This is a genomic window from Bacteroides sp. A1C1, assembly GCF_004328515.1.
GTDB classification, from domain to species: Bacteria; Bacteroidota; Bacteroidia; order Bacteroidales; family Bacteroidaceae; genus Bacteroides; species Bacteroides uniformis.
The window spans coordinates 1,690,939-1,705,066 of the sequence record NZ_CP036491.1 but is presented as its reverse complement, the minus strand read 5'-3'; the positions used below and the strand labels follow the sequence as shown (position 1 = coordinate 1,705,066).

The 14,128-nt window shown below is 49.0% G+C and carries 6 protein-coding genes; all 6 read right to left on the bottom strand.

The window, feature by feature from the left end:
- Nucleotides 1–18 precede the first annotated feature (18 nt).
- Nucleotides 19–3,126, bottom strand: coding sequence for a glycoside hydrolase family 2 TIM barrel-domain containing protein (locus EYA81_RS07055; RefSeq protein WP_131225564.1), 3,108 nt, complete (start codon nt 3,124–3,126; stop codon nt 19–21).
- 22 nt (nt 3,127–3,148) lie between these two features.
- Entirely contained in the window at nt 3,149–5,209 is a 2,061-nt protein-coding gene (locus tag EYA81_RS07050) for a beta-galactosidase (protein WP_008662743.1), read from the bottom strand.
- A 26-nt stretch (nt 5,210–5,235) separates the two neighbouring features.
- Nucleotides 5,236–8,961 (bottom strand): glycoside hydrolase family 2 TIM barrel-domain containing protein, encoded by a 3,726-nt coding sequence (locus EYA81_RS07045; protein WP_227186681.1) that lies wholly within the window; start codon nt 8,959–8,961, stop codon nt 5,236–5,238.
- Nucleotides 8,958–11,030, bottom strand: a complete 2,073-nt coding sequence (locus tag EYA81_RS07040) for a glycoside hydrolase family 97 protein (RefSeq protein ID WP_131225562.1) — start codon at nt 11,028–11,030, stop codon at nt 8,958–8,960. The genes EYA81_RS07045 and EYA81_RS07040 overlap by 4 nt, the downstream gene beginning before the upstream one ends.
- 32 nt (nt 11,031–11,062) lie before the next feature.
- On the bottom strand, nt 11,063–12,496 hold the full coding sequence (locus EYA81_RS07035; protein ID WP_131225561.1) for a cellulase family glycosylhydrolase: 1,434 nt from the start codon (nt 12,494–12,496) through the stop codon (nt 11,063–11,065).
- Between the two features lie 138 nt (nt 12,497–12,634).
- Entirely contained in the window at nt 12,635–14,092 is a 1,458-nt protein-coding gene (locus EYA81_RS07030) for a glycan-binding surface protein (protein WP_131225560.1), read from the bottom strand.
- Nucleotides 14,093–14,128 lie beyond the last annotated feature (36 nt).

The following is a 14,128-nucleotide window of genomic DNA, read 5'->3' as shown; positions in this document are numbered from 1 at the left end:
AATGCATTGATGAACGGATTATTCTGTTTTGTCCATATACTCCATGATAAACCCATACCGGTAAGAGCGATTGCCGTCAATGGTGTATGGCTTCATGGTCTGTGCGCCCCATCCGTCGTTTCCACCTACTCCGTGTATGTTGGAGTCGATATTCAGGTTGATGAAGTCGCGTTCGGGCAGTTCGTGCGCATGCTCTTTCCCTTCCAGGTCTTCTTCCCCGTAGGGCCATATACGGAAACATAGGGGTTGCAGGCCTTTGACTTGTATTTTCCATCGCTCACTGTCTCCCAGCATGAACCAGCGTGTATCGCACCGGTTGGCATTGTCTTGCGGTACGATGTAGTTCGTGATAAATTCGTGTATGCCACACTCGTAGACTCCCAGGAAAGCGGAGCTCTTGCGGTCGGGATAGTTCTCGAACTTGCCGCGTCCGTACCAGGCTATCCGGTTCAGCGCCGAGGGCATTCTCATGCGCATACCGAATTTGGGCATCAGCGGAATATCTTCCTTTTCAGGCTGATAGGTTGCTTCTACTTGTATGCGGCCTTTGCCGTCCACAGTGTAGCGGAGATGGTAACCGGCTCCTATCCGGGGGAGGGAGAGACTGGCATCCACTATCACCATACCATCGTTTACGGTTGCTTGGTATGTCTTTACGATACGTTTTTGCTCTGCATTTTCCCAAGCGCTCAAACGTTCATTGTAGCCGTTGCGGACCTGAATGTCATTTGCCGGTTTCCAAAAATAGGGTTCCAAGGCACTGTGCAACAACTCTTCTCCCTTGACTCGCCAACTCACCAAAGCACCGGTACCTTTTTCTATGGTGAACAAGGCATCGGCGGCTATAATTTCCACCGCTTCGGGTGTCTCCTTAAACGTGGCCTTCCCGCCGTCATCCTTCAATTGTGGGAATTCATAGTCATGATACGTAAGTTGTTCCTTGGCAACTTTGAAGCCCTTCTCTGCCCACGTCGTGGATTCCTTCAACGTGGCATATACATTGAGGCAAAGTTCCCCACACTTATCCGGTCTTGAAAGTACCTCCAGCAGATTCCCTTCGGACAAGTGGAGGTCGCCGTTGCGTACAGCCTTTCCGTTGCATATCCACTCATAGCTGTAATCGAATTCATCCAAATCGGAAAACGCATACCCGTTGGTCAATTTGATTTGCTGTGTTCCCTTCTTTTCAAACTTGATGTATTGATATACTTTTTGTACTTCATAGTAATGGGGGTGAGGCACCCGGTCGGGAGATACCAACCCGTTAATGCCGGTGGGACCGTCGTTGGGATAGTCCCCGAAATCTCCTCCATACGCCCAGAATTCATCGGGCAGTAATGGGAGTGACGAGGGGCTCTCGCCGAAACTTAACGGTGCACCGTTAAGCTTTTTAGGAATGCCTTGGTCTACCCAGCACCAAATGGCAGCTCCGATAATACTTTCGTCCTTTTCAATCACATCCCAATACTCCTTGAGGTTGCCGATGGAATTTCCCATGGCGTAGGCATACTCTCTCATGAATACGGGGCGGTCGGTTATTTTCTCGCCAAGTTCCTTCAAAGCGTCGGGATGCAGATAGGCTTCGTCATAGACATCGGATACGGTGCGGTCTGTGTCGTCGTATATCGGTCTGGTGGGGTCTAAGGCACGGATTGTGTCTGCCATAGCTCGCAAATTGGCACCGCTTCCACCCTCGTTGCCCAATGACCAGAATAGGATGCACGGATGGTTCTTGTCCCTTTCCACCACGGCTACTGCCCGGTCCACATGGGCCAGTGTCCATTGAGGGTTGTCTCCTAATACTTTGTTCCCCAAACCGTAGGCATGACTTTCGTGGTTCGCTTCGTCCATTACGTAGATTCCATACTTGTCACATAGCTCGTACAGCAATGGCAGATGTGGGTAGTGGGACGTGCGTATCATGTTGATGTTGGCTTGTTTAATCAACCGGATATCTCTCTCCATCGTCCGGCTGTCGACAAAGAATCCCATACGGGGATGAAAGTCGTGACGGTTCACTCCTTTCAGCTTGACGGCTTTCCCGTTGACTTTGAAGACGTCTCCCGCGATTTCTATTTTCCGTATGCCCCAATGGTATTCGAACGATTCCAAAAGTTCATTCTTTCTGCGAAGCTTGATGTGGATGTCATATAGATGCGGTTTCTCGGCAGACCATAGTTGAGGCTCCCGGAGCATTTCGGACAGCGTGACGCTCGTTTCAGAAAAGGCCTGAATAGTACCTACGGGAGCCACCATTTTTTTGTCGAGTTTATTTCCTCTGTTGTCTTTCCCCACCAGGTTTATTTCTACGGTCAGGTCTTTTACTTTGCGGTCGGTCTGGTTTCTTATCCAAATTTCGGTTCCGAATGTAGCTGAACGCATGTCGTCCGACAAGTCGCTGCTGAACCTATAGTCCCGGATATTTGTCCGGGGACGTACCCATAGCTCTACCGGCCTGAGTATTCCACTAAGCCGCCACATGTCCTGGTCTTCCAGATAACTGCCGTCCGACCACCGATACACTTCCACTGCCAGACGATTGGTTCCGTTCTTCACAAATTCGGTTATGTCAAACTCGGCAGGCGACATCGAATTCTGGCTGTAGCCTACCCGCTCTCCGTTTACCCAGACATACATGGCCGATTTTACTCCTTCAAAGTGAAGGTATAGGCACTTGTCTTTCATATCGGGCGTCACTTCGAACGTGGTGACATAAGAGCCTGTGGGATTTCTGTGCCCGTAGCTGTAATATTCGGCGGGAGGCTCGCTTGTCACTTTGGGTGCATCCTTCTGGAAGGGATAGTTTACGTTGGAATAGATAGGTTTCCCATAACCTTGCAATTGCCATGCTCCCGGTACTGTGATGGTATCCCATGTGTCGGTATTGAAATCATTCTTGTAGAAGTCGGCCGGGCGCTTTCCCGGGTCGGCAGACCATTGGAATCGCCACTTGCCGTTCAGGGATCTGATTTCTTTGCAATCGGCTTTTTGCGAAGGCAATGTCAGTGTGGCATGATACGGCTCTTTGTTGATGCCGACTACAATAGGATTCTCCCAGTCCGGAACTTCTTGGGCGCCGGCATATAGGGCACTTAGCAATAGAAAGGCAAATATCTTTTTTCTCATTTTTTCTCATTTTTTCTGATGGTCAATAAACTTCCATGATGAGAACTCCCCAGGGGGGCAATGTTACATGGTCTCCTTCTTTTACAGTCTTGCCGGAAATCAGCTCTTTGGACGTCGGATAGTTATGAGTGATTTCTTTGCTCTCGCTGCTGTAATTGAAGAAGTAACGGATGGCTTTTCCGGCTTTGTTTATTCCCGAACGCTGTATGATGGGGAACACGTCGCTCTCTGAAGAGATGATACCGGCATGGATGGCTGCCTTTCGCACGATGGCATTCAGCAATTCCTGCGAAGGGTAGGCTCCTATGTAGGTCAGTTTGCCTTTGCCATACTTGTTTTCGGTGACAACGGGCCATTTGCCGAAGAACGGATGCTCTGCATAAGCCAACGGGGTGGCTGTCTCGGGAATCAGGAATTCATACCAGTCGCTTATCTGGTTCTTTCCCTCTAATTGAAAGGGGTTATCCTTTAATGATAAGTCACCGATAGTGGAGAATTCCTGGTAATGGAAGCCGCAGGCTTTGCGTAGCGGCCCGGGAGCCAAGGTGGCCCGAACTGCGGAGTGCTCATTGCAGTAACTGCTTTTGTGCATCATTACCACGTGTCCGCCGGACTGTACGAATTCATCAATGGCTAATAGCAATTGGTCGGTAGCCACATACAAAGGGGGAATGACAAGCATGTCATATCCGCTGAAATCGGTTGTCTTGTCACAAGGGATGATGTCCGTTTCTATGTTTTGGAAATAGAGGGCTTTATGCACCATATCAATGGGATAATTGCTCTTGTAAGTGTAGGGCATGAAGCCGAGAGCATGATAAGAATCATGACTGTAGAGGATAGCCGCCCGGTTTTTCTTTTTCAGGTTCGCGATGTGGCTGCCTATTCTTTCCAACTCTTTGGCGGTGGTGGTGAATTCCTTGTATATGCGGTTGGGCTGGAGGTCATGGCCCAGCACGCCTCGCCAGTATGTCTCCTGCCCGTAGTGCAGGGTAGACCAGTGCCAGTATTCCACCATATTGGCTCCGGAAGCATAATGTGCGTACACATTCTGCCGCAACTGGTTGTCGTAGGGAGGAAACTGGGTGCGGGCATCCCAGCCAATGCCTTGTGCGTTGGTTTCCATGACGATGTAATTGTTGTCGGCCACGGTGCGCACGAAGTCACCGGCATAAGCGATGCGCTGGCCGTCTTGTTTATCCTGTACATCGTGATAGACATTGATGGCAGGATATTGCATCTGCCTGAAACTTTCCACTTGGTCTATATTATGGAAGTCGGGCATAAAGCAGTGGGTGACAAATTGGTCTTTACGCTTGTATTCATTTACAAGGTCGCACTGCCAATTCAGGAAATCGGCCACTTCTTTCCGGTTATAGCGTTCCCATTCATTCTTGTACGAGGGGCTTGTCACTCCATCGCGCCGATAGAATTCTTCCCAGGTATTGATGTTCATTCCCCAGTAGTTCAGCCCCCATTCCTTGGCAAGCAGGTTCAGGTCATTGTTGAATTTCTGTTTGATGTAGTTCCTGAATCCGAAGAAATAGTCTCTGTTGTTTACTCCGCGCGCTTCTGTTTCGTTGTCCACTTGATACCCGATGACTGCCGGATGCTGTGCATATCTTTCCAGCATCTTGCGGATAATCCGTTCGCAATAGAATTGGTAGGTCGGGTTTGTAAAATCCATGTTCTGTCTGATTCCATAATAGGCTTTGTTTCCTTTGGTGTGTTCTGCCAGCACTTCCGGGTGTTTGTATGCCAGCCATGCAGGAATGGAATAGGTGGGAGTTCCCAAGATGACTTTGATTCCTGCTGCATGCATCTTGTCCAGAATGTGGTCCATCCATTCAAATTCAAAATTTCCTTCTTGCGGCTCAAATACTCCCCAGGCAGATTCTCCAACGCGCACTACTGTCAGGCCGGCTCTTTTCATCAGCCGGATATCTTCATCCAGTCGCTCATAGGGCATATATTCATGATAGTAGGCTGCACCATAAAGCACGTTGTCGAATGAATACTGCGCTTTTATTTGTAAAGCGCTTAAAAACAACACTAATAGAATAAAGTAATTTTTGTTTTTCATAATCTTACCAGTCCGATACAATATTTTTATTTCATCATAGGTCTTATGCTGATGGTTCTCCGATATTCCTGCGGCATTGCCTTGTAAGCACCGAATACACCGCGGGCCGTACAGCCGACCCCGGTAGTGGCATAATCGAGATTCAGGGTCATGCCTTTCTGCTTCTGCAATTGGTAGGTATACATCGCTTTCGTCAGATTGTCTGTGCTGTACGGATAAATGTTGAAGTTGAACCATTCGTTCATCTTGAATTGAAGGCCGATGCCTTTGTCCGTGGTCAGTTGCAGCCAGCGTACATCTGTCCGCAATCCGTAATCTTGTGGCATTAGATAGGGCTCGTACATAGCTTGTACGGTAGAGGCATATATCCCCGTCGGATAGCCGGTTTTCCGGTCCGGATAGTTCTCTTGCGGTCCTCGGCCGTACCATTTCACTTGGTCGAGCGCATCGCTTACGGTCAGCGTAAGTCCTATGCGAGGAAACCAAAGCGGCATTTTCCCTTCAGGCTTCAATACATGGCGTATCTCTATCGTCCCTTCACTATTGATAATATACTCATAGTGGTTGATGATGCCGTTGTTCTGTACTCCTTCGATGTAGAGGTCTTTTTTCTCTTTTTCTCCTTTGCCCATCAATTCCGCATCAATGATGTGTATATGTACGCCTTCGGTGGTTTCGGACACCGAAAAAGAGAGGGGCTGATGTGTCAGGCGGTCAATCCCTGCAGAATACATTTCTGTGGCTACCGTGTATTCGTAACCTTCTTTCCAGTTGGAGGAGCGGGCGCTGGAGGCATTCCAGTTGTCCAGCTCATTGGCCAGCGGGGCACGCCAAAGATTCAGCCGGAGCGGTGATTCCAGCAGTTCCATATCTTGAACAACCATCGACGTCAGTTGTCCGTCGGTACGGTTGAATACATATTTGAAGCCATCTCCGGAGACAACCAATTCTTTCTCCGAAAGTGAATAGGAAGGTATGCCTTGAGCCTTTTCTTCCGAAGAGCATGGCAGGCTCCAAGGCAGTTCAAGTTCTTCCCATGCCACCTCATGTCCGGCTTTTGCCCACAATTCATCTTTTTTCAGGACGGCATGAAGCATCAGGCGGTATTCTTTGCCGGGAATCAGGGCTGGCTTCTTATAAGGTATGTGCACCAGCTCTTGGCTAAGCGGCGCTGTTGAGAGTGCCAAGTCGCCCGATTGAATAACCTTGTCATCTTCTTTCAATTCCCATCGTATGGCATATCGGGAAGCATTTGTATAATGATTGCGATTCCATAACTCAACGACTCCCTCTGTCACATCCGACATGGAAAAAGAAAGAGGTTGTCCGGTTTTCTTCATTTGCCACATTTCGGGCTGTACGCTACGGTCGGGCCAGATGCTGCCGTACGTACGTGCACCGATGCCGTAACTGTAGAATGTACCATTTTCCGTCTCTTGCTCAAAATCTAGCCACAGAGCGGCTTCTTCCGGGTGAAAAGAGGAAGTCAGTGCCTTGGCGAAAATGCCGACTTCGTCCATTTGAGCATCGCAGATGTAGACCGAAGTCTCTTGGCCGTGTGTTTCTGCATTCCGACCGATGTTGACGGGGTAGGGGAAGTTCCGGATATTGCCCGATGCTTGTGTGGAGGCCTTTTCTGCTCCGTCTATATAGATGGACATTTTCTGTCCGTCGTAGACGCACGTCACTTGATGCCAGTTGTATTCCCAGTCAGTAGGCAAGGAGGCGCATACGGAATGCTTTTTATCAGTATAGATATAAAATTCCAGTTTGTCTTTACCGCGTTGTTGCAGCCCGAACTGATAATTGCCTTTTGTGATGAATGAGCCGCAACTGCTTACCAGTTTCCGGGGGTAGATTCTGCAAGTGAGTGTCAGTTCATTACTGTTCAACTCCACATTGTCTGCACGATAGACCTCTACCCATTGGTCGTGACCGTTCAAGTCCAGCACCGTGTTCTTTCCTTCCTTCACCAAGCGGGCATTTCCCATCAGATGGGCGGGAGTATGGAAGGGCGAAAGGTCGTCCACTTGCCTTATCCGTTCGGTCAGTCCCGGACTTACAAAATCCCAGATGGCCCCTCCTATCAGGCGGGGATGTCGGTAGATGGCTTCCCAATAATCGTCCAGGGCACCGCCGGCATTGCCTGCAACCGATAAGTATTCATCCATAAACGATGGTCGGGAATCCTCTCCTATGCCTACCTGCATTTCCAGTTCCATAGGAGTAGGGTAACGGGGTCCGATAATATCTTCTGCCGGATGGGAGAATGCATTTCCGCCATACATCCAGAAGCGGGTGGGGTCCAGCGATTTCCCTTCTTCAATGGTGTGGGTAATGTTGATACCTTCACCGCTTTCGTTTCCTGCGCTCCAGAACAAGACGCAGGGATGGTTTCTGTCCCGTAACACCATTCTGCGGCATCGCTCGCGATACATCTCTTCGTATTCCGGGAGACTTGAAATCCATTCCGAGGCATGGGCTTCATCGCCCACCTCGTCTATGATATAAAGCCCGTATTCATTGGCCAGTTCCAAATACTTATTCACCGGAGGATAGTGAGAGGTACGTACGGCATTGAAATTAAACTGTTTCAACAATTCAAAATCCTTGCGTATGGTGGCTTCGTCCATGACATGTCCCTCTTCGGGATGCTGCATGTGCGAATTTTGTGCATTGACTTTCAGTGGGATACCGTTAAGATAAAAAACACCGTCTTTGATTTCCGTCTTTTTGAATCCGATGACCGTTTCTATCTTGTCTTTCTGCAGACCGGCCGGATTGGATAATTCCAGACCGAGCGTATAAAGCTCGGGTGTCTCGGCTGTCCATTTCCGGGGTTCTTGTACCAAGGTATGCAACTGTATTGTCTTTTCCGCAGCGTCCATTTCAAATGGAGCTGCGGAAAAGTTACAGATAATCTTGCCGTTTTTATCCTTTAAGTAAGCTTTCAATCCATAATTCTCATTTGGCTTCTTTTGGTAGTCCTTGATTTTTACCTGAATACTTAACTGCGAATCGGTATACGTATTATCAAACTCTGTGATTACTTGCCAGTCGAATATCCTGACAGCAGGTGTGGCGTACAACCATACGTCGTCAAAGATTCCGGCCAGTCGCCAATAATCTTGTCCTTCCAGGTAATAGCCGTCCGAATACTTTAGTACACAGACAGCCAGCGTGTTTTCGCCCGGCTTCAAATAAGGAGTGATGTTGTATTCGGCAGGTTCTTGTGCTCCTTCATTGTAGCCCACTTCATGACCGTTGACCCATACAAAAGAAGCGGATGCCACTTTCTCGAACCTTAAAAATATCTGGTCTTTTGCTGCCCAACTTGCAGGTACCTTGAATGTTCGCCGGTATAGTCCGGTAGGGTTATACTCTTTGGGAGCATGTGGTGGATTCACCCCGAAGGGAGCAGATACATTTCTGAACAGCTTGTCACCATAACCTTGCATTTCCCAGTTTGAGGGAACTTTGATGTCGCCCCATTGCTTATCCGGGAATTCGGGGTTAAAAAAGTGTGCAGGTATCCCTTCCGGTGTATCGCACCAGAAAAACTTCCATGTCCCATTCAGTAGCATGCTCTTTTCGGGCATATGCCAAGCGTGTCCTTCCTCTTGTCCTTTTTCAAATACAGAAGGGTTGTCTATATACCAGAGCATATCCTTAAGGAAGGATTTGTCTTGTGCATAGGATTGCAGGCACAAGGCTACTGAACACAATGGCAGAAACAGTTTTCTCAGATTCATTTTTTTGTAATTCGTGCTGTCCATCCACCGCCGGGTGCCAGTTGTACATTGAGTTTGTCTTTGGCAGTGACGATGCGTACTTCTTTTTTATAGTCGGTAGCTTCACGGTCGGCATTGATGCCGTCGGCAAAGATTTCGGCTTCGTAGTTGCCTTCGCTGAGGAAGGAGAGGTCGATGGTGCAGCTACGCGGAGTCCAGTTGGTCATGCTGCCTACAAACCAAGTGTTTCCTTTGCGGCGTGCTATCGTGATGTATTCGGCTATTTTACCATCAAGAGCAATGGTTTCGTCAAAGGTAGTGGGAACCTTGGCGATGAAGTCGGTGCATTCCTGTTCCTTCATGTATTTGCTGGGACTGTCGGCAAGCATCTGCAAGGGTGCTTCGAAGACGGTGTACATAGCCATCTGGTGTACACGTGTACCTTGACTCATGGGGTGGTCGTTGACGGAGCGGAACAGGGAACGGGTGGCATTTACCATAGCTCCCGGCGTATAGTCCATCGGACCGGCGAGTTGGCGCAGATAGGGGGCGGTAACGTCGTAGCGCGGGAAGTCATGCAAGGGTGCACCGTTCACGATGGGCTCCCACTTGCTGTTTTCCAGTCCTTTCACACCTTCAAAGTTGAGGATGTTGGGATAGGCGCGCTGGATGCCGAAGGGTTTCAGTCCGTGTAGGTCAAGCAACATGTGATGCTTGGCGGCACATGCTGCGAGTTGTTCGGTAGAAGAGATGGCGAGTTGGTCGTCGCGGTCGAAGAAGTCAATTTTGAAACCTTTGATTCCCATTTGTGCGTAGTGGCTGATAACTTGTTCCACGGCAGGGGAGATGTCGCCTCCTCCCGTAAGATTGCGCCAGCTTGCCCAGAGGATGATGCCTATGCCCTTTTGGTTGCCGTATGCCACCAGTTCTTCGAGATTGATTTCGGGACTGATGTCTTCCATTAATGATTCCTTTCCGCTCCAACCTTCGTCGATGATGATATACTCCAGCTGGTTTTCGGCGGCAAAGTCGATGTATTTCTTATAGGTGGGCGTATTCATGCCTGCCTTGAAGTCCACGCCGGTCAGGTTACAAGTATTCCACCAGTCCCATGCCACTTTTCCGGGTTTAATCCAGGATGTGTCAGCGATGCGGCATTCGGGTGCGAGGCGTTGCATCATGTCGTTGTTGGCGAGTTGTGTGTCGTGGGTAACAACAAGCACGGCACGCCAAGGATAGGTCTGTTTCCCTGTGGGACGCCCGTTGGGGCAGAAGTAGGGGGCATTGTTGGGCTTGCTGATAACGTCGGCACGTTTGGTAGGGACGAGGTTCAAGCGGTCATAGCCTCCGATGACTGTTTCCAGTGGATAGGGGGCGAATTCTGCCTTCACTCCGTGGGGCATCTGTGGGTTGGCAGTGAGGAACATGCCGGGATAGTTGGACAATCCGGCTTCCATAATGACGGCTTTCTTTCCGTTCTCCAGTTCTACCATCAGCGGAGTAATGGCAAGCGAGTCTTTGTACATGCGAGAGAGGGGGGCCTCATCGTAGTAGGACTCGAAGGAGTAGCAGTAACGCTCGCCGGCGCGATTGTCGTTAATATAGGGCACGAAAGCGTGGTAATCGCGGTCGAAGTTGAACTCGGCAATCTCGTCCTTCACGCAGAAAGGTTTGCGCAGTTCGGAAACAAAACGATAGGCGGCTCCGTCGTCGTAGGCGCGGAACTGTATGCTATAGCCGTTACGGCATTTCAGAGTGAGTTGGTTATAAGTGTCCTTCACACTCGCCTTTTTGTAGAAAGGAGTGGGGAAGGAAGTGTCGACGGAAGTGCGGGTAGCTTTGGTCACCTTCACATCTTTGCCGAAGGTGAAAGCAATGGGCTTTCCCTCAGCTTCCGTGCATTGCATAGCAATATCCGAAGGCAAGAGAACGGTAGTACCGTCGTGGGCAATCGCCCAGTTGAGGCTTTTTCCGGCTTCGATGTTGACAATTAGTTTCCCGTCCGGTGAATTCAGTTGATATTGCTGTGCTTGTGCAGTCAACGCACAAGAAAGCAATAGGCTAGCGAAACAACTGCTGATTCTTTTCATTTTTTATTTTATTATTGATTATCAATCTTTACTTAATTCCGTTGATATTTAGCAGGAATAGCCATCATCTCTTCTAAGAAGAGAGGATCGTCAAACTGGCAAGTCTGTCGGTTGTATTGTCCCCCCGGAGTGTCCCAGAGCATCGGGCACATACCGCGCGAGTAGATGGCCTCGGTTACAGAAACACAGAAGAGCCTTATCACTTCCTTTGTTCTGTTTTTGGACTCGGCGCAATATTCGCCTACGATGACGGGGATTCCTTTGTCTACGCAATTCTTCTTTAGTAGGTCCATATTGTCGTTCAGTTCCTTGAAGTCAGCTTCCGTTCCCCAGCTTTCTCGGCCTACACCCCAGTCGACAACCTCACCTCCACCCAGTATGGCAAAGTCTGCGGGAGTATAGTAATGCACAGTAAGAGCAAGTCGATTGGCGGGATCGTTCGGCATCTTGAACAAGGGATCGTAGGCATACTCCAAGTTGGTGTTGTAGATTTCCACCAACAGATGACGTTTGGCGTTGTTACCGCCGCTGTTTCTTACTATGTCGACAAAGAGCTGGTTGAGGTCGTTCACGTATCCCAGTGCCTTTGCCTTGTCGGCTTCACTACCGCTCCACGGGGTCCAAATTTCATCGTACCCGATTTCATTCATTGGCTCGAACAATAAATGGTCGCCGTACTTCTCGAAGCGTTCGCATATCTGTTTCCAGATGGAAGTGAATTTTTCTTTTGCTTTGCTGTCGGTGGGTACTTGTTTAATCCATTCGTTTTCGTGGTGGATATTGATGATAGCCACCATACCACAGTCGAGGGTCCAGTTCAGGATTTTCTCTACGCGGTCCATCAGGTCGGGATGCACCTTGAAGTCGTCGGACAGCAGATTGCCCCAGCTGACCGGTATACGCAGGGATGAGTAGCCCGCTTTGGCATATCCTTCAATGATTTCTTGTGTGATAACGGGACTTCCCCATGCTTGTTCGTAATTGAGAATGCTGCTTGGGTCTATCCAGTCGCCTACAGCATCCAGCGTGTTGCCCAGGTTGATGCCCAGTCCCATTTCGTTAATCAGTTGGTGAGTCGTGAGGTTCTCGCGTACAGTGTATTTTTCCGGTTCATCGCTTTGGATATAGGCTGCCTGCTCCACGTTGATTTCTTGTACGTGCTCCTTTACGCTGACGGTGATGGTGGCGTTGCGCACGTCGGGCGTGGTGTTGGGTTCTACGGTTATGTTATAGATTGCTTGTACGGGAGTGCTGCTTTCCGAGGTTACTTTGCACCATGCTTCCGAACTTTGGAAAGTGGCTGGTTTATTGGGTGTGATACCGAATTTCCTGCTACCTCCCGTTTGTTCAAAATGGAAGGAGGTAGGTTCTACGATGATTTTCAGTTCTTTTTTATCGTCAGAGCAAGCTGTCATCAGAAATAGAACCAGACTGGTTAATAAGGTTTTCTTGAAGATTTGTGTCATGGTATCGGTGAATTTTCGTTTTAATAATTTCGGTGTATTTATTTTTAGACGCTGATTCAATTGAATCAGCGTCTAAGAGTTTAAAAGAAGGTGTCACTTTGTGTAATCCCGTGCCCGATTTTAATTCAAATTATTGAATTATTGTATCTTGACAACTCGGAAATTATCAAAATACATTTCGATGTTGTACGGACCATTTTCGCTAGGGTTTGTCATCTGGAGTGCCAACTCGTCACCGTCACGTTTTTGGAACTCGCTCCAAGTGGCTTCGTCTACCAGTTCGGAAAGTGGAATGCTGCACTGCATCCATTGACCTACTTCGGTTTTCCCGGTGAAATCACTCACCGGACGATAGTTCGTGTAGTTGTGAGCCTCATTCCCTTTTAGGTAGATGCGGAAGACAGGACCTTCACCATATTCTACTGCTACGAAACATTCGAATTGCAAAGCCAGTTCGGAAGTCGGTGTATTAGTAGGCAGGAAGGCTGCGTCGATGCCCCATACGGCACCGTTCTGCAATTGGCCCCACCAGTAGTTCCATGCTGAAAGTTCGCCTGATATGCTGTAGCATTTACCATCCGAGAAGAAAGGAGCTGCCGTGCCGTCGGCTGTGATGGGTGCAGCTTGTCCGCCCCAGGAGAACCAACCGATGTTGTCATAGTTCAATACAACATTCTCCAAAGGATAAAAGCCCGGAACTTCGGCAGTGCCGCCCATGGTGGTGATGGCGAGTGAGCAAGTGCCTTGAGGTGCACGCGGCATGGTGAAGGTAAGCATATCATTGGCTTCGCTTACGGTTACAGTAGAGAGGTCTACCGAGCGGTTACCCATTGTGATGGAGGCGATATCCATGAAATTCTGTCCCAGTACGGTAACTGTAGTACCCGTGATAGGCATCATGGAGCTTACCTTGCTGATACTCGGCGGGAGGGCTGTGCGACGGAAGGGAGTGAATGCGGATGCGGTATAGCACTCCACTACCAGGCTGCCTTCATCAATCAGGCCTGCGGGAGCATTGAATGAAATCTCGGTGAAGTCTCTATTAACTGTGTAGTCAGTCACTTCTACTGAAACAGGTGCATCGGTGATGTCGTCCACGGCAGTGGTGAAATAGACACGCTGAATTTCGTAGAAGTTACCGCCCACGATGCGCAGAGGCGTACCCGCCTCCACGGGGAAGGTTGTGGCTACACGGGTGATGTAGGGTGCGGGCGAGAGCACATGCATGGAGTACGTGGCAATGCCGTGCGAGGTCTCGATACGCAGTTCGCCTTTCAGTTCCGGATTGGCACCTGTCAGTTGCAATTCGCTGGGAATGGTAAGTATCAGGTTAGTGGAAGTTCCGTAGTTGCTGTTGAACGAAATTTCTTGTTCGTTGATAAATACTTTCTTCACATCGTTCAGATTCTCTCCGATGACTACAATCATGGTGCCCGGATTTACATCGGTAAACGTACTGTCAGCTTTCTCGGGATCGATAAGACGGATGTGGTGGATTACGGGAACACCACCGCCCTCATCATCGTTGCAGGCAGTGAAAAGATTGCATGCCAATAGGATGGTGAGCAACACAAAAGGAAAATGTATATATTTCATATTAAAGTCGTTATTTGAGATAATGAATGTATAACT